The sequence below is a fragment of the Massilia luteola genome, assembly GCF_034420155.1.
GTDB classification, from domain to species: Bacteria; Pseudomonadota; Gammaproteobacteria; order Burkholderiales; family Burkholderiaceae_D; genus Telluria; species Telluria luteola.
On the sequence record NZ_JAXOFN010000001.1, the window covers coordinates 186,332 to 208,810 of the forward strand.

Sequence of the window (22,479 nt, forward strand, 5' to 3'; positions counted from 1 at the left end):
GGTGTATATTGCTGGGCGATCAGACAACATTCTGGATTTTTAATGTCCCCGGCTTTACTTTTCTGCATCCTCATCGCCTATTTCGCGCTGCTGCTGGGCGTCGCGTGGGCCACGTCGCGGGGCGCCAACAATGACAGCTTCTTCATCGGCAACAAGAGCAGCAACTGGATGCTCGTCGCCTTCGGCATGGTCGGCACGACGCTGTCCGGCGCCACCTTCATCAGCGTGCCGGGCGCCGTCGGGACGGACGGCTTCGGCTATGCGCAAATCCTCATCGGCTACGTGATCGGCTACATCGCCGTCGTCTACCTGCTGCTGCCGCTGTACTACCGCCTGCGCCTGACGTCGATCTACCACTACCTCGACGTGCGCCTGGGCCGGCGCGCCTACCAGAGCGGGGCCGGGTTCTTCATCCTGTCGCGCCTGTTCGGCGCCACGGCCCGCCTGTACCTCGTCGTCGCCGTGCTGCAGGACATCATCCTCGACGGCCTCGGCATCCCGTTCTGGCTCACGACCTTCATCGTCCTCGGCATGATCCTGCTGTACACCTACCAGGGCGGCGTGAAGACCATCGTCTGGACCGACACCCTGCAGACGACGTGCATGCTCGCCGGCCTGTTCGCCTGCGTCGCGTTCATGCTGGGCCAGCTCGACCTGACGATCCCGCAGGCCCTGCAGCGGATGCAGGAGCGCGGGCTCGCGCGCGTATTCACGCACGACGTCGACAGCCCCGGCTTCTGGCTCAAGCAGGTCGTGGCCGGCATCTTCATCGTGCTGACGATGACCGGCATGGACCAGGAAATGATGCAGAAGACGATCTCCGTGAAGACCTTGCGCGATTCGCAGAAGAACCTGTTGAGCCTGACGGCCGTGCTCGTCGTCGTGCTGTGCGCCTTCCTGTTCCTCGGCGGCCTGCTGTATCTGTACGCGCCGGCGGCCGGCGTCACGGCGACCGGCGACAAGATCTTCCCGGCCGTCGTCATGGGCCATCTGCCGGCCCTGGTCCAGATCGTGTTCCTGATCGCGCTGATCTCGGCGCTGTTCCCCAGCGCGGACGGCGCCATCACGGCGCTGACGTCCACCTTCTGCATCGACATCCTCGGCATCCGCCGCCGCGACGACCTGACCGAAGCCGCGCGCGCACGCGTGCGCCGCCACGTGCACCTCGCGTTCGCCCTGCTGTTCCTGGCCATGGTGCTGGTGTTCAAATGGGCGGACAATCCCAGCATGATCGTCGTGATCCTGAAGCTGGCCAGCTATACCTATGGGCCCTTGCTCGGCCTGTTCGCCTTCGGCATGCTGACGACGCGCACGCTGAACGACCGGCTCGTGCCCTGGGTGACCGTCGGCGCGCCCCTCCTGTGCGCGCTGCTGGAATACCACCAGCATGCGCTGCTGGGCAGTTACCGCCTCGGCTTCGAACTCCTGATCGTGAACGGCGCCCTCGTGTTCGCCGGCCTGTTCGCGATCTCGCGCCGCGCCGGGCCCATGCCCTTGACCGAACCAAATTTCAACTAGCCGGAGCCCTAATGCCATTCAAGCCCCTGTCATCCATGCGCCGCGGCGTCGGCGCGCTCTGGCGCGGCCTCGATGCCACCCGCCGCTTCGTGCTGAACCTGTTCTTCCTGATCATCGTGATCGCCATCGTGTGGAGCATGTTCGGCGGCGGACTCAAGCCGCTGTTGCCCAAGACGGCCCTCGTGCTGGACCTCAAGGGCGAACTGGTCGAGGAGCGCGCGGGCAGCGTGCGCGACTCCGTCGTCGCCGGCCTCTCGGGCAACGGCCGCCGGCTCGTGCGCCTGCCGGACGTGCTCAAGGCGCTGGACGGCGCCGCCAAGGACGCCAACGTGAGCGAGGTCCTGGTGCTGCTGGACGAGATGAGCGGCGGCGGCCTCGCGTCGGTGCGCGAGATCGGTGCCGCCATCGAGCGCGTGAAGGCGGCCGGCAAGCGCGTCGTGGTCTGGGGGGGCAGCTTCGACCAGAAGCGCTACCTGATCGCCGCGCACGCGAGCGAAATCTACCTGCACCCGATGGGCATGGTGCTGATCGAAGGCTTCGGCCGCCACCGCAACTACTACCGCGATGCGCTCGACAAGGTCGGCGTCACCGTCAACGTGATCAAGGTCGGCACGTATAAAAGCTTCGCCGAGCCGTTCATCGGCAATGGCCCGTCCCAGGCCGCGCAGGAGGCCGACGCCTTCCTGTACAACGGCCTGTGGAGCAGCTACACGGCCGAAGTCGAGAAGGCGCGCAAGCTGCCGGCGGGCGCCATCGCCAAGGGCATCGACGAACTGCCGCAGCGCCTCGACGCGGCGCACGGCAACGCGGCCAAGGTGGCGCTGGACTGGAAGCTGATCGACGGCATCAAGACCCGCGACGAAGTGCGCGCCATGTTCATCAAGCGCGGCGCCTACGATGACCACATCAAGAGCTTCCGCCAGGTGGGCTTTGCCGACTATGTGTCGCGCCATCCGGACAAGCCGTTCGGCGACGCGGTGGCCGTCGTCGTCGCGGCCGGCGACATCACCGAGGGCACCGGCGGTCCCGGCATGGTGGGCGGCATCTCGACGGCGAACCTGATCCGCAGCGTGCGCGAAGACAAGTCGGTGAAGGCCGTCGTCCTGCGCATCAATTCGCCGGGCGGCAGCGCATACGGCTCGGAACTGATCCGGCGCGAGCTGGAACTCACGCGCGCAGCGGGCAAGCCGGTCGTCGTGTCGATGGGCGACGTGGCCGCGTCGGGCGGCTACTGGATCTCGCTGGCGGCCGACGAAGTCATCGCCGATCCGGATACCGTCACCGGTTCGATCGGCGTGTTCGCCATCCTGCCGACGGCCGACAAGGTCGGGGACAAACTCGGCATCCACACGGCCGGCGTGACGACGACCTGGCTGGCCGACGCCTACAATCCGCTGCGCCCGCTCGATCCGCGCTTCGGCCAGCTGATCCAGTCCACCATCAACCACATCTACGAAGAGTTCACGACCAAGGCCGCCATCGCGCGCAGGACGACGCAGGCGAAGATCGACGAAGTGGGCCAGGGCCGCGTGTGGACCGGCACGCAGGCGAAGGAGCGGGGCCTCGTCGACCGCCTGGGCAGCTACGGCGACGCGCTGCGCTCGGCCGCCAAGCGGGCGCACCTCGGCGACGATTTCCGCGTCACGTACGCCGAGCCGCCGACCACGCTGGCCGAGCGCCTGCTGGAACGCATCGGCTTGTCGGACGCGCAGGCGCTGACGGTGCAGGTGAAGCTGGGCCTGCTGCCGGCCGACCTCGGCGCGGCAGCCCTCGGCGGCACCACACTGGCGCCGATCGGCAAGGACCTGGGCTGGCTGGCCGGCGTCGCCGACCGCCGGCAACCGTTCGCTGCGGTCACGCACTGCCTGTGCGCAGTGCCCTGAAACCTTTCCGGGCCGTTAAGCTTTGTAACAGCTTGTAGTCGGGCATACCGACGCCGAAACACGGCGGCAGCGACGAAAAACGGGCATGGGGACTCTCCCATGCCCGTTTTTGCATCGATCTTCCGGCATGTGGAAGGCTTCTGTGTAAATCCACGTAAAGAAGCGAATCGATCTGCCCGGCGGGATGCCCGCTCATGTGGCCGGGGAATTTCTCGTCTGTACGTTACGAAACATAAAGCAATGTCGGGCCGTGCTACATTGCCATGGAACTTTTATTGTGCTTTTGATTACCCGGCCGCCAAGGACTCGCATGGATTCGACCGTCACACCCGACAAGAACAAAACCCCGACCCAACCCAGGCGTTCGCGCCGCACCCGTGTCATCGGCACCGTCGTCGCCGTGCTCGCGATGGCCGGCCTGGCGGCGTTGGCCTTGCACCTCGTGCACCAGCAGTCGCAGGGCGGCCCCGGCGGCGGCAGGCCGGGCGCGGGCGGCCGCGGCGGTCCGGGCGGCCGCGGCATGCCGGCGACGACGGTCGGCGTCGGCAAGGCCGAACGGGCCGATATCCCGATCCTGCTGGATGCCCTCGGCACCGTGACCCCGGCCGCCGTCGCGACCGTGCGCCCGCAGACCGGCGGCGTGCTGCAGAAGATCCTGTTCACCGAAGGGCAGCTCGTCAAGCAGGGCCAGGTGCTGGCGACGATCGATCCGCGGCCCTCCCAGATGGCGCTGCTGCAGGCGACCGGCCAGCGCCAGCGCGACGAAGCCCAGCTCGACACGGCCAAGGTCACGCTGGGCCGCTACCAGACGCTGCTCCAGCAGGACTCGATCGCGCGCCAGGACGTCGACACCGAGGCCGCCCTCGTCAAGCAATTGCAGGGCACCGTCACGACCGACAAGGCGGCCGAAGGCATCGCCCGCATCAATCTCGGCTACACGCAAGTGCGCGCGCCGATCGCCGGCCGCGTGGGCCTGCGCACGGTCGATATCGGCAACCTCGTGGGCAGCAGCGATGCGAACGGGATCGCGGTGATCACGCAGCAGTCGCCGATCGACGTCGAATTCGCCGTGCCGCAGGACCGCCTGCCCGCGATCCAGCAACGCATCAACGGCAACGCGAGCCTGCCGGCGACGGCGCTGGACCGCACCCGCACGCGCGAGCTGGCGCAGGGCCGCTTCATGGCCCTCGACAACCAGGTCGACACGCAAACGGGCACCGTCAAGGCCAAGGCCCGTTTCGGCAACGAGGGCGCGCAGCTGTTCCCGAGCCAGTTCGTGAACATCCGCCTGCAGGTCGACGTCATCAAGAACGCGATCACCGTGCCGGTGACGGCGCTGCGCCACGGCGTCAGCGGCGACTACGTCTACGTGCTCGATCCGCAGACCCGCACGGTGGCGCAGACGAACGTGAAGCGCGGCGAGGAGAATGCCGAGCGCGTCGAGATCACGAGCGGCCTGTCGGGCGGCGAAACGGTCATCACGGAAGGCGCGGACCGCCTCAAGGATGGCGCCAAAGTGACGCTGCCGGGCGACCATCTGGCACGCGCGCAGGGCGCCGGCGCGGCGGGCGGCCAGGGCAACTGGAAGGGCCGCCACGGCGGGCAGGGCGGGGCGGGGCCAGCGGCCGGCGCGGCCGCACCGGCCACGCAGCCCGGCGCGCAGCCCGCGCAGCCCGGCGCGCAGCCCGCGCAGGACGGCGCGCAGCGCCAGCACCGCCGCCGCCAGCAGCAGGAAGGGGCTGCGCAATGACCGGGTTTGTAGGGTGGGCACACCGTGCCCACGCGGTGATACGCGGCAACCGCACGTCGTTCCCGCGCAGGCGGGAACCCAAGTCCAGCCAGCATCGCGTCGGCGCGACGAAATTGGGCCCCGGCCTTCGCCGGGGCGACGAGTGCATGCTTCGCGGAGGTGCTTCATGAGTCCATCCGCCCCCTTCATCCGCCGCCCCGTCGCCACGTCCCTGCTGATGCTGGCGATCGTGCTGGCGGGCCTCGTCGGCTATAAATTCCTGCCGCTGTCGGCGCTGCCGCAGGTCGACTTCCCGACGATCCAGGTGCAGACGCTGTACCCGGGCGCGAGCCCGGAAGTGATGGCGCGCACCGTGACGGCGCCGCTGGAACGCCAGTTCGGCCAGATGGCGGGCCTGGCGCGCATGAGTTCCAACAGCGCGGCCGGCGTCTCCGTGATCACGCTGCAGTTCACGCTCGGCCAGACGCTCGACGTGGCCGAGCAGGAAGTGCAGGCCGCGATCAACGCGGGCGGCTCGCTGCTGCCGACCGACCTGCCGGCGCCGCCGGTCTACGCGAAGGTCAACCCGGCCGACGCACCGGTACTGACCCTCGCCATCACGTCCGACTCGATGCCGCTGACGGAGGTGCAGAACCTCGTCAACACGCGCCTCGCGCTGAAGATCAGCCAGGTGTCGGGCGTCGGCCTCGTCACGCTGCAGGGCGGCCAGCGTCCGGCCGTGCGCATCCAGGCCGACACGAAGGCGCTCGCCGCCAACGGCCTCGGTCTCGACACGCTGCGCACCGCGATCACGAGCGCCAACGCCAACAGCGCCAAGGGCAGCTTCGACGGCCCCGCGCGCGCCTACACGATCAACGCCAACGACCAGCTGGTGACGGTGCCCGACTACACCAACCTGATCGTCTCCTACAAGAACGGCGCGCCGGTGCGCCTGGGCGACGTGGCGAAGGTCGTCGACAGTGCGGAAAACGTCAAGCTGGGCGCCTGGGCCAACATGAAGCCGGCGATCATCCTGAACGTGCAGCGCCAGCCGGGCGCCAACGTGATCGCGACCGTGGACGCCATCAAGCAGCGCCTGCCCGACCTGCAGGCCAGCCTCCCGCAGAGCATCCACATGGCCGTGCTGTCGGACCGCACCAACGGCATCCGCGCCTCGGTCGAACACGTGCAGATCGAGCTGGTGCTGGCCGTCGTGCTGGTGGTGCTCGTGATCTTCGCCTTCCTGCACAGCGTGCGCGCGACCGTCATCGCCAGCCTCGCGGTGCCGATCTCGCTCGTCGGCACGTTCGGCGTCATGTATCTGCTGGGGTACAGCCTGAACAACCTGTCGCTGATGGCGCTGACGATCGCCACCGGCTTCGTCGTCGACGACGCCATCGTCATGATCGAGAACATTTCGCGCTACGTCGAGGAAGGCGAACCGCCGATGGAGGCCGCGCTGAAAGGCGCCGCGCAGATCGGCTTCACCATCATCTCGCTGACGGTGTCGCTGATCGCCGTGCTGATCCCGCTGCTGTTCATGGGCGACGTCGTGGGCCGCCTGTTCCGCGAATTCGCCGTGTCGCTGGCGATCACGATCCTGATCTCGGCCATCGTCTCGCTGACGCTCGTGCCGATGATGTCGGGCCGCTGGCTCAAGCACCACGACCGGGCGCACGAGAGCGCATTCGCGCGCAGGTTCCAGTCCGTGTTCGACTGGACCGTCGGCCATTACGACCGCGGCCTGAACTGGGTGCTCGAGCGCCAGGGCCTGACCCTGCTCGTCGCGCTGGGGACCCTCGTGCTCACGGCGCTGATGTGGGTCTTCATCCCGAAAAGCCTGTTCCCCACCCAGGACACGGGCCAGCTGCAGGCGCGCGTGGAAGCCCGCCAGGCGATCTCGTACGCCGCGATGGCCGACATGCAGCAGGCCGCCGCGCGCGAGATCCTGACCGACCCCGACGTCGAATCGCTGGCGTCGACCGTGGGCGTGGACGCCGCCAACAACACGATGCTCCACACGGGCACCATGCTGATCAACCTGAAGAAGTCGCACGACGACCAGCGCGCCGTCATGGCGCGCCTGCGCGATCGCGTGGCGCGCAACGTGGCCGGCGTGACCTTGTACCTGCAGCCGACGCAGGACCTCACCATCGATGCCGAGACGGGACCGACGCAATACCGCCTGTCGATCGAGGGCGCGGACACGAAGACGGTGACGACGTGGGCCAACAAGATGGTCGAGGCCATGGCGCGCCGCAAGGAGCTGGCGAACGCCGTCACGGACGCCGGCGCCACCGGCGCGGCCGCGTACGTCAACATCGACCGCGACAGCGCCTCGCGCCTGTCCGTGACGGCGTCGAACGTCGACGACGCCCTGTACAGCGCGTTCGGCCAGCGTATCGTGTCGACCATCTTCACCGAGACGAACCAGTACCGCGTGATCCTGGAAGCGCGGCAGGATGACGCGATGTCGCTGGACGCGTTGCAGAACCTGCAGCTGCGCACGGGTTCCGGCGCGCCGACGCCGCTGTCCGCCATCGCGTCCGTCACCGAGCAGGCCGCGCCGCTGCAGATCACGCACGTGGCGCAGTACCCGGCCACGACGATCGGCTTCGACACGGCATCCGGCGTCAAGCTGGGCACCGCCGTCGCGGCGATCAAGGAGGTCGCCAAGGAGATCAACCTGCCGGCCTCCGTCAGCATGACCTTCCTCGGCGCGTCCGGCGCGTACCAGGCGTCGCTGTCGAACCAGCTGTGGCTGATCCTGGCGGCCGTCGTCTGCGTGTACATCGTGCTGGGCGTGCTGTACGAGAGCTACATCCACCCGCTGACGATCCTGTCGACGCTGCCGTCGGCCGGCGTCGGCGCGCTGCTGGCGCTGGGCGTCACGGGGCAGGGCCTCGGCGTCATCGGCATCATCGGCATCATCCTCCTGATCGGCATCGTCAAGAAGAACGCGATCATGATGATCGACTTCGCCATCGAGGCCGAGCGCGACGAGGGCAAGGACCCGCGTACCGCGATCCACCAGGCCGCGATGCTGCGCTTCCGCCCGATCATCATGACGACGCTGGCCGCGCTGTTCGCCGCCGTCCCGCTGATGTTCGGCTGGGGCGAGGGCGCCGAGCTGCGCCGGCCGCTGGGCCTCGCCATCTTCGGCGGCCTGATCGTCAGCCAGTTGCTCACGCTGTTCACGACGCCCGTCATCTACCTCGCCTTCGACCGCCTGGCGCGGCGCCGGGGCGGCGCGGAGCCCGCGCAGCCGCGCACGGAACCGAAACCCGGCGGAGCCGGCGCATGAGTCTTTCCCAACCGTTCATCCGGCGGCCCATCGCGACGGTCCTGCTGACCATCGGGATCGCGCTGGCGGGCATCGGCGCGTTCTTCGTGCTGCCGGTGTCGCCGCTGCCGCAGGTCGACTTCCCGACGATCTCCGTGTCCGCCAGCCTGCCGGGCGGCAGTCCGGACACGATGGCGACGTCGGTGGCGACGCCGCTCGAACGGCGGCTCGCGGTCATCGCCGGCGTCAACGAGATCACGTCGAACAGCGGCAACGGCTCCACCCGCATCAACCTGCAGTTCGACCTGACGCGCCAGATCGATTCCGCCGCGCGCGAAGTGCAGGCGGCGATCAACGCGTCGCGCGCCGACCTGCCCGCGACCCTGCGCAGCAACCCGACCTACCGCAAGGCCAATCCCGCCGACGCGCCCGTCCTGATCCTGGCGCTGACGTCCAAGACGCGCAGCCCGGGCCAGATCTACGACGAGGTGTCGAACATCGTGCAGCAGAAGCTCGCGCAGGTGAAGGGCGTGGGCGACGTGGAGATCGGCGGCGGCTCGCTGCCGGCCGTGCGCGTCGACCTGAACCCGTACCAGCTGAACCAGTACGGCCTGGCGGCCGAGGACGTGCGTGCCGCGATCCAGGCCACCAATGCCAACCGGCCGAAAGGCGCGCTGGAGGGGCAGGGCATGCGCCTGCAGATCTATTCGCAGGCGAATACGCCGACGAACGGACGCACGGCGGCCGACTACAAGGGCCTCGTCGTCGCCTGGCGCAACGGCTCGGCAATCCGCCTGCAGGACGTGGCCGACGTCACGGACGGCGTGGAGAACATCAATACGCTTGGCCTGTTCAACGGCCGGCCTGCCGTGATCGTGCTGGTGACCAGCCAGCCGGGCGCCAACGTCATCGAGACCGTGGACGGCGTGCGCGCGCTGCTGCCGCAGCTGCAGGCCCAGCTGCCGCAGGACGTGAGCATGCAGGTGGCGTCGGACCGCACCAATTCGATCCGCGCCTCGCTGCACGAGATCGAGCTGACCCTGATGATTTCGATCCTGCTCGTGGTGCTCGTGGTGAGCCTGTTCCTGCGCAGCGTGCGCGCCACCGTCGTACCGGCCGTCGCCACCGTCGTCTCGCTGCTCGGCACCTTCGGCGTGATGTACCTGCTGGGCTTCTCGCTCAACAACCTGTCGCTGATGGCGCTCACGGTCGCCACCGGCTTCGTCGTCGACGACGCCATCGTCGTGCTGGAAAACACCAGCCGCCACGTCGAACTGGGCATGGACCGCATGAAGGCGGCGCTGCTGGGCGCGCAGGAAGTGGGCTTCACGGTGCTGTCGATCAGCCTCTCGCTCGTGGCCGTGTTCATCCCGCTGCTGTTCATGGGCGGGCAGGTGGGACGGCTGTTCCGCGAATTCGCCGTCACCCTGTCGGCCGCCGTGATGATCTCGCTCGTGATCTCGCTGACGACGACGCCGATGCTGTGCGCGGTGCTGCTGAAACCCGGCCAGAAGCTGCACGGGCACGTCGAGCGCAAGCAGGGCCGGCTCGCGCGCTGGGCCGAGCGGGCCTTCGACGCCGTGCTGAAATCGTACGAGCACGCGCTCGACTGGGCGCTGGACATGAAGCCGCTCGTCATGCTGATCCTCGCCTTCGTCGTCGCGCTGAACGTGTTCCTGTTCGCCGCCGCGCCCAAGGGCTTCTTCCCGCAGCAGGATACGGGCCAGATCAACGGCGGCATGCGCGCCGACCAGAGCATCTCGTTCCAGGCCATGCAGGGCAAGCTGCGCCAGCTGGTGGACATCATCAAGAGCGATCCCGCCGTGGACACCGTGGTCGGTTTCACGGGCGGTTCGCGCGCCGGCGGCGGCTTCATGTTCATGAACCTGAAACCCGTGAGCCAGCGCGCCAAGGGCGAGAGCGGCCAGGCCGTGATCGCGCGGCTGCGGCCGAGGCTCGCGCGCGTGACGGGCGTGCAGCTGTTCCTGAATCCCGTGCAGGACCTGCGCATGGGCGGGCGCCAGTCGAATTCCACCTACCAGTACACGCTCAAGAGCGACAACCGCGCCGACCTCAAGGCGTGGGCGACGAAGCTGGCCGACGCGATGAAGGGGCAGGCGGCGCTGACCGACGTCGACACCGACCAGGCGGACAACGGCGTCGAGACCTACGTCGACATCGACAAGCAGACGGCCGCGCGCCTCGGCATCAGCGCGAAGGATGTCGACAACGCGCTCTATGACGCCTTCGGCCAGCGCCAGGTCGCGAACATCTACGACGAATTGAACCAGTACCACGTGATCATGGGCGTCGCGCAGAAGTACGCACGCTCGCCGGCCGCGCTGGACGACGTCTACGTGCCGGCCAAGAAGGCCAGCGGCACCACGACGGCCGGCGCGACCGCCGGCACGACCGCCGCCGGCACCGGTGCGGCGACCGCGCCCGCCAACCTGACCGCCGCGCGCGACCCGGCCAGCGGCGCCGCGCTGTCGACGGGGGCGACGACGATGGTGCCGCTGTCCGCCATCGCGCGCTTCGCCGAGCGGTCGACGCCGAGCTCCGTCAACCACCAGGACGGCGAGCTGGCGACGACGATCTCGTTCAACCTCGCGCAGGGTTATTCGCTGTCGGAAGCGCGGCAGGCCGTGGCGCAGGCGGAAGCCGACATCGGCATGCCCGTCAACGTGCGCGGCAGCTTCCAGGGCCAGGCCAAGCAGGCGCAGGAATCGAGCCAGCAGCAGCCGCTCCTGATCCTCGCGGCCATCGTCGTCATCTATATCGTGCTGGGCATCCTGTACGAAAGCCTCGTGCACCCGATCACCGTGCTGTCGACGTTGCCGTCGGCCGGCGTGGGCGCCGTGCTGGCGCTGCTGCTGTTCCACATGGAGTTTTCCATCATCGCCCTGATCGGCGTGTTCCTCCTGATCGGCATCGTCAAGAAGAACGCGATCCTGATCATCGACTTCGCGCTGGAAGCGGAGCGCGCGCGCGGCCTGTCGGCCACGGAAGCCGTGCGCGAGGCGTGCCTGCTGCGCTTCCGCCCGATCCTGATGACGACGCTGGCCGCCGCGCTGGGCGCGCTGCCGCTGGCGATCGGCTTCGGCGAAGGGTCCGAGCTGCGCCAGCCGCTGGGCATCGCCATCATCGGCGGCCTGGTCGCCAGCCAGCTCCTGACCCTGCTCACCACGCCGGTCGTCTACGTCTACCTCGACAAACTCCGCCGCCGCAACGCCGACGAGCACCACCTGGTCCGCCATCCGCTGGACGACCAGCCTTCGACTTCCCAGCCATGAACAGAACCATGCGACACACTCCGATCCTCCGCACGCTGCCCCGCGCCCTGCTCGCGGCCGCGCTGTTCTCCAGCCTCGCCGGCTGCGCCCTCGGCCCGGCCTACGAGCGCCCGACGGCGCCCGCGCCGGCCGCCTTCAAGGAGCTGCAGGGGTGGGCGCCGGCGGCGCCGGCCGACGCGCTCGAACGCGGCCCGTGGTGGAACCTGTTCGGCGATCCGGTGCTCGACGGCCTGGTGCGCCAGGTCGAGGTCAGCAACCAGAACGTGGCGGCCGCCGTCGCGGCGTACAGCCAGGCGCGTGCCGTCGTGGCCGAGCAGCGCGGGGCGCTGTTCCCGACCGTGACCCTGGGCGCGGGCGCCGACCGCAACGGCAGCGGCGGCGGTGGTGGCTCCAACAACAGCAACGGCAACAACAACGGCGGGCGCACGTCGAACAGCTACCGCCTGAACATCGGCTCCAGCTGGGAGCCGGACGTGTGGGGCCGCCTGCGCGCCGGTATCAACGCGGCGCAGGCCAATGCGCAGGCCAGCGCGGCCGACCTCGCGTCCGCGCGCCTGTCCGCGCAGGGCGAGCTGGCGACGGATTATTTTTCGCTGCGCTCGGTCGACGCCCAGCGCGCGCTGCTGGCCACGACCATCGAGGGTTACCGGCGCGTGCTCAAGATCACGCAGAACCGCTTCGACGTCGGCATCGTGCCGCACTCGGACGTCTACCAGGCCCAGACCCAGCTCGCCAGCGCGCAGAGCGACGACCTGACGCTGGCGCGCCAGCGCGCGCAGTTCGAGCACGCGATCGCCGTCCTGATCGGCAAGGCGCCGGCCGACTTCACGCTGGCGGGCGTGCCGTGGAAGGTGACGGTGCCGGAGGTGCCGGTCGGCGTGCCGTCCACGCTGCTGGAGCGCCGGCCCGACATCGCCGCGTCCGAGCGCGCCGTGGCCGCGGCCAATGCGCAGATCGGCATCGTGCGCGCGGCGTACTTCCCGCAGATCGGCCTGACGGCGTCGTACGGGCCGTCCGCCAGCGCCATCGGCGACCTGTTCAAGGCATCGAGCGTGGCGTGGGCGCTGGGCCTGTCGGCCACCGAGACCATCTTCAACGGCGGCGCCAACCGCGCCGCGGTGCAGGGCGCGACCGCGGCGCGCGAGCAGGCCGTCGCGCGCTACCGCCAGACCGTGCTGACCGCGTTCGCCGACGTCGAAGACCAGCTGGCCGCCACGCGCGTGCTGGCGCAGCAGCAGGACCTGCAGCGCGAGGCGTCGCAGGCGGCGGACAAGGTCGAGGAGCAGGTGCTGAACCGCTACAAGGCCGGCCAGGTGAGTTATTCGGAAGTGGTGCAGGCGCAGGTGACGGCACTGAACGCGCGCCGCGCGCTCGTGCAGACGCAGGGCAACCGCCAGACGACGGCCGTGGCGCTGATCCAGTCGCTGGGCGGCGGCTGGCACGCGGGCTCGCTCACCGCGCAGGAGTAGCGGACATGCCCGGCTGGACGGCGCTGTACCTGGCCGGCGACGTCGCGCTGTCGGCCTGGATGCTGCGCCGCGACTTCCGCCGCCGCGGCCGCAGCGCCGTCATCGCGACGGCCGAACTGCTGGGCAGCGTGTGCCTCGCGCTGCCGGCGCTGGCCTATCTCGACACCGACTTCGCCGCGCTGCTGGGCGATGCGGCGCGGTGGTGCCTGTTCGCGCTCGGCCTGCTGGCGCTGGGGTGCTTCGGCTGGCGCGACATCCGCGCCAGCCTGGCCGACCCGCGCACCGCCTGGCTGCCGCCGCGGCGGCGCTGGCTCATCACGGCCCTGGGCCCAGGCCTGATGCTGGCGGCCGCGCTTCCCGAAGTGTGGTGGGGCGGCTTGGCGCTGGCCAGATAAACCGGGGTCAGAGCCCCGATTTTGGCAACGTCCTCAAAGAAATTTCCAAAAATCGGGCTCTGACCCCGGTGTTACCGGCGGCCCCACTTCTGCGCCAGCACGGCGCAGACCATCAGCTGGATCTGGTGGAACAGCATCACGGGCAGGATCACCATGCCCAGCGCGCCCGGCGCGAACAGCACCTTGGCCATCGGCACGCCGCTCGCGAGGCTCTTCTTCGAGCCGCAGAACACGATGGTGATCCGGTCCTCGCGGTTGAAGCCCAGGCGCCGGCTCGTCCACGTGGCGAGGCCGAGCGCGATCGCGAGCATCACGCAATTGATGACGACGAGCCCCGCGAGCGATTCTCCCGACAGCTTGTGCCACAGGCCCTCGTTGACGGATTCGGAAAACGCCGTGTAGACGACCAGCAGGATTGAGCCCTGGTCCACGATCTTGAGCATCGGCTTGTGGCGGTCCACCCAGCGGCCGATCCACGGACGCAGGAACTGGCCGGCCAGGAAGGGCAGCAGCAGCTGTTCGACGATGGCGACGACGGCATCCAGCGACGAGCCGCCCGCCGCGCCGCGCACGATCAGCGTCGACACGAGCAGCGGCGTGACGAAGATCCCGACGAAGTTCGACGCCGATGCGCTGCACACGGCCGCCGCCACGTTCCCGCGCGCCATCGACGTGAAGGCGATCGACGATTGCACGGTGGAGGGCAGGGTGCACAGGAACAGGATGCCGACGTACAGCTCGGGCGTGACGATGCCGCCCGCCAGCGGCTTCAGGGCGAGGCCCAGCAGCGGGAACATGACGAAGGTCGACGCGAGCACCAGCAGATGCAGGCGCCAGTGCGTGAAGCCGGCGACGATCGCCTCGCGCGACAGCTTGGCGCCGTGCAGGAAGAACAGCAGGCCGATGGCGATGGTGGTGACCTTGCCGAGGACGACGGCCGTCTGGCCGCCGCACGGCAGCACGCTCGCGAGGGCGACGGTGCACAGCAGCAGGATGGTGAAGGTGTCGATCGACAGGCGGCGCAGGGTGGCGGAAATTGGGGCGAGGAAGCTGGGCATGATGGATTCGGCGGAGTCTCCGGACGGCGCCGGACCCGCCATTCTATCTGCATCCACGGCCCTCCGCTCAAGCGCGTGATTCTTTGCTGCCGGCGCCGTGTGCCCGGTTGACCCGGCGCGCGCAGCCCGTCAATACTTGTGTGCAAATTCATCAACGATGTCGTGACAATCGGGCCGGACGTCCCCGACCGACCCAACAATCAGGAGACAGACGATGCACATGTTCTTGCGCAGGACCCCGGTCGCGCTGGCGACGACGTTATGTGTACTGGCCGCCGGCTGCGGCGGCGATGGCGGCGGCACGGCCACCGCCATCGCCACCGGCGGGGGCACCCGGATGCTGACGGGCACCGCCGCGGTATCCACGTTCGGCCTCACGCAGGACGCGAATTTTTATACGATCGACACCGGCGCGGGCCTCGTCTTCAAGGTGCGCCGGCTGGACAACGGCGTCAGCACGCAGTCGGCCGGCGACATCGCGTCGATGCTTTACAACGGCGCCGAGTACCAGGACCAGGCGCGCGGCACGCAGGTCAATTCCGGCTTCGACTACCTGTACAAGGGCATCTCGGCGGTGGACGTGGCCGCGGAGACGGTCGGCAGCGACGTCGTCAAGGTGACCGTCAAGGCGGGCAACCTGACCCATTACTACATCGCCCGCCGCGGCGAGGCGAAGATCTACATGGGGACGTATTTCACGAGCGAGCCGGACACGCTGAACCTCGCGCGCTTCATCGTGCGCGTGCCGATCGCGCGCCTGCCCAACGGACCGGCGCCGTCCGACCTGCGCGGGAACACGGGCGCGATCGAATCCGGCGACGTGTTCGGCATGGCGAACGGCGAGACGCGTTCCAAGCACTACTCGAACATGCGCCTGAAGGACTGGCAATACATCGGCGCGACGGGGACCAATGCCGGCCTGTGGATCGTCCGCGACAACAACGAGGGCAATTCCGGCGGCCCGTTCTATCGCAGCCTGCTGAACCAGGGGACGAGTACCGACCAGGAGATCACGTACATCATCAACTACGGCGAGGGCCAGACGGAGGCGCTGCGCACGAACATCCTCAACACGTACACGATGGTGTTCAACGACGGCTCGGCGCCGGGGCCGGTGGACACGTCCTGGCTCGGCACCCTCGGCCTCACGGGCTGGGTGGCGCCGGAGGCGCGCGGCGCCGTCAGCGGCGCCGCCATCACGGGCCGCGACGCGCGCTTCGCGTACACGGTGGGCTTTTCGAATGCGGCGGCGCAGTACTGGACGGCGGCCGACGCCGTCGACGGCCACTTCACGAGCGCCGGCATGATCCCCGGCACTTACACGATGAAGGTCTACAAGAACGAACTGGCGGTCGACACGCGCACGGTGACGGTGGGCGCGGGTGCCACGACCGGGGCGGGCACCATCGCCGTGACGGGCGATCCGGGCAGCGCGGCGGCGTTGTGGCGCATCGGCGACTGGGACGGCTCGCCGGCGGAATTCATCAACGGCGGCAAGGTGACGACGATGCACCCGTCCGATGTGCGCATGGCGTCGTGGACGCCGGGCGACTACGTGGTCGGCACGTCCGCGCCGGCGACCGGCTTCCCCGCCTACCAGTGGAAGGACGTGAACGGGGCGCTGACCGTGCGCTTCAACCTGCGCCAGAGCCAGATCGTGCCGCTGACGCTGCGGGTCGGCATCACGGACGCATTCGCGGGCGGGCGGCCGAAGGCGCAGGTGAACGGCTGGGTGTCGGCGAATCCGCCGGCGTCCACGCAGCCGAAATCGCGCACGCTGACGGTCGGCACCTACCGCGGCAACAACACGATGTACACCTTCGACATCCCGGCCAGTGAGCTGGTGGTGGGCCAGAACGTGCTGACGCTGACGGCCATCAGTGGCACCAGCGGCACCCGCTTCCTGAGCCCCGGCTACAGCTACGACGCGCTCGACCTGATCCCGACCCCATGATGGAGACAACGATGCAACGCAAGATCCGACTCATGTCCGCGGCCGCCGCCGCGGCCGCGCTGGCGCTGGCCTGCCACGCCGCCGGCGCCGCCGTGCTGCAGACCTTCGGCGCCGGCACGGCCGTGGGCGTCGCGACCAACGTCGCCCATTTCGACCTGAACACGGGGCTCGCCAACGACTGGGTCGAGGACGGCCTGCTGTTCCACTTCACCGGGTACGGCGCCAACAACGGTTGCGGCTATGCCGGCGTGGATTGCTACGACGCCGTGTCGGACCTGAGTCCCGCGTTTGCCGGCAACTACATGGCGACGGCCGGCATGAACGCGTACATCAGCGTGCGCAAGGCGGACGGCGGCAGTTTCGTCCGCATCGAGTTCGCGGCCGGCAGCGGCTACCAGGCCCTGAACGGTTACTGGGCCACGTACGACGACGGCCTGCGCACGGGCAGCGGCAACTTCAGCATGCCGCGCGGGACGGTGCTCGGCCTGGGCGACGGGGCCGGCTTCGACGAGGTGCGCTACTTCGCCTTTTCGGCGCCGAACCGGCAGGCGGGCTACAGCGCGCCGGCACTGGACGAGGTGCGCGTCGGCCTGCCGGAACCGGCGTCGCCGGCGCTGTGGGCGGCCGCCCTGATGGGCATGGCGGCGCTCCGGCGGCGCAAACGTAAATACGCCTGATTGCGGAATTTGCGGGATGTGGCGTCCGTAGGGCGTCAATATACGGGCTGTACATACTCCAGCGCGGCGGATAGTGACAATTTTGTTTCCGTAACAAGACGGACAGACGATATACTGATGTTTGTTTTTTTTGCATCTGAGGTTTGTCTTGTTCAAATCCGTCGTCCTTCCCGTCGCCCTGCTGGGGGCCAGCGCCTGTGCGTTCGCCGACGAGGGCCAGTGGCAGCCGCACCAGCTGCCGCAACTGAAATCCGAGCTCAGACGCATCGGCATCACGATCCCGGCCGAGCGTCTCGCCGACCTGTCGAAACACCCGATGAGCGCCATCGTCGCGACGCCGGGCTGCTCGGCGTCGTTCGTGTCGCCGGACGGCCTGGTCGTGACGAACCACCACTGCGGCTATAGCGCGATCCAGCGCAATTCGACCCCGGAGCACAATTACATCGCCAATGGCTTCCTCGCGAAGACGCGCGCCGACGAACTGCCGGGCGGCCCGAGCACGATGGTCTACGTGACCGAGAAGGTCGAGAACGTGACGGATCGCGTGCTGAAAGGCCTGGCGCCCAGCCTGTCCGGCAAGGAGCGCCACGAACAGGTCGAGGGGCGCATCAAGCACCTGATCGCCGAATGCGAGAGCGACCAGGCGTTCCGCTGTTCGGTCCCCGCGTTCAACCGCGGCGGCGCGTACTACCGCGTCAAGCAGCTCCTGATCCGCGACGTGCGGCTCGTCTACGCGCCGGCCAACAGCGTCGGCGACTTCGGCGGCGACATCGACAATTACGAATTCCCGCGCCACGTCGGCGACTTTTCCTTCCTGCGCGCCTACGTCGGCCGCGACGGCCGCCCGGCCGATCCGTCGCCGGACAACGTGCCGTACAAATCGAAGAGCTTCCTCGTCGTCTCGGCCGAGGGCCTGAAGGCCGGCGACCCGATCCTGCTGGCCGGCTACCCGGGCCGCACGAGCCGCTACAAGCTGCCCGCCGAGATCCGCTTCGCGCGCGACGTCGACTACCCGGCGAAGGTGGCGTCGATCACGGCCGACCTGTCCGTGATCGCGGCCGCCACGATGGGCAGCCCGGACTACACGGTGCGCTACGCCAGCGTGGCGAAAAGCCTGAACAATGTGCTGAAGAAGACGCGCGGCCTGCTGGACGGCTTCGCGCGCAAGGACATCGCCGCCATCAAGGACGCCCAGGACGCCGAATTCCGCGCCTGGTACAAGCATCACGGCACGGGGCCGAAAAACCTGATGGCGGACCTCGACGCCGCCATCGCCGCCGACATGGCGACGATGACGCAGGAGACGGCCTGGCACGAAGCCACGCACAGCGACCTGTTGACCAGCGCGCGCACGCTGTACCGCCTCGCGCTCGAACACCAGAAGCCGGACGCCCAGCGCGAAGCCGGCTACCAGGACCGCGACGTCGCGTTCATCAAGGCGCGCCTGACCCGTCTCGAGCAATCGTTCGTGCCGAGCGTCGACCAGGCCCGCTGGCAGTCGGCGCTGGTCCGCTACGGCAAGATCGATCCGAAGGTCCGCCCGCACGGCCTCGACGCGCTGCTGCCGTCGCAGAACGCGCTGGCGCCGCTGTACAAGGGGACGGCGCTGTGCGACACGGCGAAGCGCCTCGCGTGGATCGGCCGCGACGCGGAGGCGTTCCGCAAGTCGGACGACACGTTCATCCAGCTGGCCGTGCGCCTGCACGATGTCGGCATGGCGCTGGAAGAACGCCGCAAGGAAGTGGACGGCAACCTGGAGCGCGTCGTCCCGCAGTACATGGACGCGGTCATCGCGTGGAAGAAGTCGCAGGGCAAGCCGGTCTACCCGGACGCCAACGGCACGCTGCGCGTCACCTACGGCACGGTCGTCCCGTACAGCCCGCGCGACGGCATCGTCAAGGGACCGTTCACGACGGTCGAAGGCATCCTCGAGAAGCAGACCGGCAAGGCGCCGTTCGACGCGCCACCGGCGCTGCTGCAGGCGATCCGCGCCAAGCGCTACGACCGGTTCAGGGATCCGGTGCTGGGCACGGTGCCGGTGAACTTCCTGTCGAGCGCCGATACGACCGGCGGCAACTCGGGGTCCGCGGTGATGAACGGGCGGGGCGAACTCGTGGGGCTGAATTTCGATTCGACCTATGAGTCGATCACGAAGGACTGGTATTTCGATCCGGTGATCACGCGCGCCATCCACGTCGACATCCGCTACATGCTGTGGGTGATGAAGGAGGTGGACCATGCGGACAACCTGCTGCGCGAGATGACGATCAAGTACCCGAAGAGCTGACGGCATGCCTGGCGGGCACGGGGTGCCCGCCCTACGAGGTCGGATGCGACGGATTCGCCGATCGGCCGTAGGGTGGGCGGCCTCCGCCCACGCGTAAGGTACGCGATGCGGCGGCGTCACCCGCGCGGCAGGGTGGGCGGCCTCCGCCCGCCAAACGCCGGCATCACCCGACCGGGAACCGGATATCGAACCGCGTCTCGCCCGGCGCGCCGGGCGCCAATGAATACGTGCAGCCGTGCCGCTGCAACACCTCGCGCACGAACATCAGGCCGATCCCCTGGCCGCCCTTGCGCGTCGTGAAGAACGGCGTGAACAACGGCCGCGCCGGCCCGGTCGCCAGCAGGTCGCCGGAATCGACGATGGACAGCCGCACGCGCCGCCCCTCGTCGGCGAGCTCCAGCCTGACCGCACCGTGCGCCTGGCCGGCCGCCTCGATGGCTTCCATCGCATTCTTGACGATGTTCATGAGCGCCTGCTCGATCAGCTGCGCATCCAGCGCCAGCGGCGCGACCGTGTCGCAGCGGTGCCAGCCCAGTGCGATGCCGCGGCTGTTGCATTGTTCCCGGTTCAGCCACAGGATGTCGTCGACGACGGCCTTGAGGTTCGTCGGGCGCAGTTCCGGCGGCGGCATCTTGACGACCTTCGTGAAGCGGTCGATGAATTCGCCCAGGCTCGCATTGCGGCGCTTGACGGCGGCGATGGCCGTGGCGAAGTCGCCGGCGTCCGGCTCCGCCAGCTGGCCGCGGTAGAACAGCAGCGAGTCGAGCACCGACCCCGTCGCCGCCACGGTGTTGTTGACTTCGTGCGCGAGCACGCGGATCAGGCGCTCGTAGGTGGCGCGCTCGGAATCTTCCAGTTCGGCCGTCAGTTCCTCGACCATCAGGAAGTGGCGCGCGAAGCCGCGGTCGTAGAACTGGCCGCGCTGGGCGCGGTAGCGGCGGCCGTCGAGGTCCGTCAGCAGCCGCGATTCGCCCGGCGGCAGCGCGTCCAGCTGGGCGACGAGCTCGCGGCTGCGCGCGCGGGCGTGCGCGTCGAGGCCCGGCGCGAAGCCGGCGGCGGCGCCGGTCCATGCGGACAAGGGCTTGCCCTGCGGGCGGTCCAGGCCGAGGAGCGCGCCCGCGCTTGCGTTCGCGAGGCTGATCGCGCCGTCGAAGTCGAACACGAGGACGGCGGCCGGCGTCGCTTCCAGCAGGCGGTCGAGAAAGCCCTGCTGCTCGCCGATGGCCAGGCGCTCGCGGTGCAGGGCGGCGAGCATCGTGTTGAACGTCCCCACGAGGTCCTCCAGTTCCGACGATGCGGGGGCGGCCAGGCGGTTGGCGTATTGCTGGTCCTGCAGCAGGTCGTGGAACCGGCGCGTGTAGCCGAGCGGCTCCAGTGCCTGGCGCACGAGCCACCAGCCTAGCGCGAGGCTGGCCAGCAGCAGGCCTTCCGCGCCGACGAACCACAGCGGCCGCGCCGGCAGCAGCAGGGCGGCGCAGCCGAACAGCGGCAGGTGCAGCGCCACGACGTAGGTGCCGAGCCTGATGCGCATCATTCGACCGGTTGCGCGCCGTCGCCGAGGCCGTGGCGTTCCAGCCGGCGGTACAGCGCGGTGCGCGACAGGCCGAGCGCCTTGGCGACGCGCGAGATATTGCCCGCATGCTGGCGCAGCGCCTGCTCGATCATCACGCGCTCGACCTGGTCCAGCGTCATGCCGTCGACGCCGAGCCGCGTGCCGGGCACGTTGTCGTCGACGGCGCTCGTGGCCTGGAAATCCGCCTGCGTGAGCAGGTCCTTGCCGGCCAGCAGAAGCGTGCGTTCCAGCGTCTGTTTCAATTGGCGGATGTTGCCGGGCCACGGCTGCGCGGCGAGCCAGTCCAGCGCCTGCGGCGCGAGGCCGACGGTGCCCAGGCCGTAGCTGTCCGCCACGGCGGCCACGATGTGGCGCGCGAGCAGCGGGATATCGCTGCGCCGTTCGCGCAGCGGCGGCAGGCGGATCGTGATCAGGTTCAGCCGGTAGAACAGGTCTTCGCGGAAGTCGCCGCTGGCGACCAGCTCCGCCAGTTCGCGGTTGGTGGCCGAGACGACGCGCACGTCGGCCTGTTCCGCGCGGCTCGCGCCCACGGGCTGGTAGCGCTGGTCCTGCAGCACGCGCAGCAGCTTGACCTGGTCGCCGCGGTTCAGCTCCCCGATCTCGTCGAGGAACAAGGTGCCGCCGTCGGCGCTCGCCACATGGCCCTTGCGGTCGGCCTTGGCATCGGTGAACGCGCCGCGCACGTGGCCGAACATCTCGCTCTCGAACAGCGACGTGGCGATGGCCCCCATATTGATCTTGACGATGGGGGCCGTCCCGCGCGGGCTGTTGCGGTGGATGGCGTCCGCGATCAGCTCCTTGCCCGTGCCGCTCTCGCCCAGCACCAGCACGGGCGCGCGCGTGGCCGCGACCTGCGCGATCGTCTCCAGCACCTTCAACAGTTTCGGATGCTCGCCGACGATGCCCGCGAAGTCGTACTTCGCATCGAGCGCGGCGCGCGTGCGGCAGGCCGGCGCGGCGGGCGTGCCCAGGTCGAGCGTCGCGCCGATCAGGTCGACCAGCTGGGCGTTGTCCCAGGGCTTGGTAAAAAAGTTGGCGGCGCCGGCCTTCACGCCGCGCACGGCCAGCGCGATCGAGCCCCAGGCCGTCATCAGCAGGACCGGCAGCGCCGGATGCATCGCCTTGATCTGCGCGAGCAGGTCCAGGCCTTCCGCGCCGCTCGTCTGCAGCGAGAAATTCATGTCCTGTAAAATGAGATCGAAAGCGCCCGCTTCGAGCTGCGCCAGCGCCTCGCGCGGACCGTCCGCGCATGCGGCGTCGAAGCCGGCCTGCTTGAGCAGCAGTGCCAGCGAGACCTGGACGGCGTGGTCGTCGTCGACGACGAGCACGCGCCGCCTGCGTTGTGATTCCATGGATGCCT

13 protein-coding genes are annotated in these 22,479 nt (G+C 69.0%); 10 read left to right on the forward strand and 3 right to left on the reverse strand.

All coding sequences use genetic code 11. The features are described 5' to 3' along the window. The first annotated feature begins 42 nt into the window (after positions 1-42). From U9J41_RS00925 to U9J41_RS00955, 7 genes are all read left to right on the forward strand, one after another. On the forward strand, positions 43-1,518 hold the full coding sequence (locus tag U9J41_RS00925) for a sodium:solute symporter (RefSeq protein ID WP_322399724.1): 1,476 nt from the start codon (positions 43-45) through the stop codon (positions 1,516-1,518). An 11-nt stretch (positions 1,519-1,529) separates the two neighbouring features. After that, positions 1,530-3,401 (forward strand): signal peptide peptidase SppA, encoded by a 1,872-nt coding sequence (sppA, locus tag U9J41_RS00930; protein WP_322399725.1) that lies wholly within the window; start codon positions 1,530-1,532, stop codon positions 3,399-3,401. 310 nt (positions 3,402-3,711) lie between these two features. Continuing rightward, positions 3,712-5,151, forward strand: coding sequence for an efflux RND transporter periplasmic adaptor subunit (locus U9J41_RS00935; protein ID WP_322399726.1), 1,440 nt, complete (start codon positions 3,712-3,714; stop codon positions 5,149-5,151). A gap of 166 nt (positions 5,152-5,317) precedes the next feature. Beyond that, positions 5,318-8,434 carry an efflux RND transporter permease subunit gene (locus U9J41_RS00940; RefSeq protein ID WP_322399727.1) on the forward strand — a complete coding sequence of 1,039 codons (3,117 nt, stop codon included), beginning with the start codon at positions 5,318-5,320 and terminating at the stop codon, positions 8,432-8,434. Continuing rightward, a complete protein-coding gene (locus U9J41_RS00945) occupies positions 8,431-11,706 on the forward strand; it encodes an efflux RND transporter permease subunit (protein ID WP_322399728.1) in 3,276 nt (1,091 codons plus the stop codon). The genes U9J41_RS00940 and U9J41_RS00945 overlap by 4 nt, the downstream gene beginning before the upstream one ends. Positions 11,707-11,714: 8 nt before the next feature. Then, entirely contained in the window at positions 11,715-13,175 is a 1,461-nt protein-coding gene (locus tag U9J41_RS00950) for an efflux transporter outer membrane subunit (protein ID WP_322399729.1), read from the forward strand. A gap of 5 nt (positions 13,176-13,180) precedes the next feature. Then, the gene (locus tag U9J41_RS00955) at positions 13,181-13,570 is read left to right on the forward strand and encodes a hypothetical protein (protein WP_322399730.1); all 390 of its coding nucleotides are present in this window, start codon (positions 13,181-13,183) and stop codon (positions 13,568-13,570) included. A gap of 71 nt (positions 13,571-13,641) precedes the next feature. Here U9J41_RS00955 and U9J41_RS00960 read toward each other — a convergent pair whose 3' ends face one another. Further along, on the reverse strand, positions 13,642-14,628 hold the full coding sequence (locus U9J41_RS00960) for a bile acid:sodium symporter family protein (protein WP_322399731.1): 987 nt from the start codon (positions 14,626-14,628) through the stop codon (positions 13,642-13,644). Between the two features lie 214 nt (positions 14,629-14,842). Between U9J41_RS00960 and U9J41_RS00965 the strand changes: the two genes are divergently transcribed. From U9J41_RS00965 to U9J41_RS00975, 3 genes are all read left to right on the forward strand, one after another. Then, on the forward strand, positions 14,843-16,582 hold the full coding sequence (locus tag U9J41_RS00965) for a rhamnogalacturonan lyase B N-terminal domain-containing protein (protein ID WP_322399732.1): 1,740 nt from the start codon (positions 14,843-14,845) through the stop codon (positions 16,580-16,582). An 11-nt stretch (positions 16,583-16,593) separates the two neighbouring features. Continuing rightward, positions 16,594-17,259, forward strand: a complete 666-nt coding sequence (locus U9J41_RS00970; protein WP_322399733.1) for a hypothetical protein — start codon at positions 16,594-16,596, stop codon at positions 17,257-17,259. A gap of 148 nt (positions 17,260-17,407) precedes the next feature. Further along, positions 17,408-19,546 carry a S46 family peptidase gene (locus U9J41_RS00975; RefSeq protein ID WP_322399734.1) on the forward strand — a complete coding sequence of 713 codons (2,139 nt, stop codon included), beginning with the start codon at positions 17,408-17,410 and terminating at the stop codon, positions 19,544-19,546. A 163-nt stretch (positions 19,547-19,709) separates the two neighbouring features. Here U9J41_RS00975 and U9J41_RS00980 read toward each other — a convergent pair whose 3' ends face one another. Both U9J41_RS00980 and U9J41_RS00985 read right to left on the reverse strand, forming a co-directional pair. Next, on the reverse strand, positions 19,710-21,080 hold the full coding sequence (locus U9J41_RS00980; RefSeq protein WP_322399735.1) for a sensor histidine kinase: 1,371 nt from the start codon (positions 21,078-21,080) through the stop codon (positions 19,710-19,712). Then, positions 21,077-22,471, reverse strand: a complete 1,395-nt coding sequence (locus U9J41_RS00985) for a sigma-54-dependent transcriptional regulator (protein ID WP_322399736.1) — start codon at positions 22,469-22,471, stop codon at positions 21,077-21,079. The genes U9J41_RS00980 and U9J41_RS00985 overlap by 4 nt, the downstream gene beginning before the upstream one ends. Positions 22,472-22,479 lie beyond the last annotated feature (8 nt).

Bases quoted from the DNA above. Each gene is read 5' to 3' on its own strand.
- U9J41_RS00970 (WP_322399733.1), top strand. From the start codon at position 16,594: ATGCAACGCAAGATCCGACTCATGTCCGCGGCCGCCGCCGCGGCCGCG.
- U9J41_RS00945 (WP_322399728.1), top strand. From the start codon at position 8,431: ATGAGTCTTTCCCAACCGTTCATCCGGCGGCCCATCGCGACGGTCCTG.
- U9J41_RS00985 (WP_322399736.1), bottom strand. From the start codon at position 22,471: ATGGAATCACAACGCAGGCGGCGCGTGCTCGTCGTCGACGACGACCAC.
- U9J41_RS00950 (WP_322399729.1), top strand. From the start codon at position 11,715: ATGCGACACACTCCGATCCTCCGCACGCTGCCCCGCGCCCTGCTCGCG.
- sppA (WP_322399725.1), top strand. From the start codon at position 1,530: ATGCCATTCAAGCCCCTGTCATCCATGCGCCGCGGCGTCGGCGCGCTC.
- U9J41_RS00925 (WP_322399724.1), top strand. From the start codon at position 43: ATGTCCCCGGCTTTACTTTTCTGCATCCTCATCGCCTATTTCGCGCTG.
- U9J41_RS00980 (WP_322399735.1), bottom strand. From the start codon at position 21,080: ATGATGCGCATCAGGCTCGGCACCTACGTCGTGGCGCTGCACCTGCCG.
- U9J41_RS00965 (WP_322399732.1), top strand. From the start codon at position 14,843: ATGCACATGTTCTTGCGCAGGACCCCGGTCGCGCTGGCGACGACGTTA.
- U9J41_RS00960 (WP_322399731.1), bottom strand. From the start codon at position 14,628: ATGCCCAGCTTCCTCGCCCCAATTTCCGCCACCCTGCGCCGCCTGTCG.
- U9J41_RS00955 (WP_322399730.1), top strand. From the start codon at position 13,181: ATGCCCGGCTGGACGGCGCTGTACCTGGCCGGCGACGTCGCGCTGTCG.
- U9J41_RS00935 (WP_322399726.1), top strand. From the start codon at position 3,712: ATGGATTCGACCGTCACACCCGACAAGAACAAAACCCCGACCCAACCC.
- U9J41_RS00940 (WP_322399727.1), top strand. From the start codon at position 5,318: ATGAGTCCATCCGCCCCCTTCATCCGCCGCCCCGTCGCCACGTCCCTG.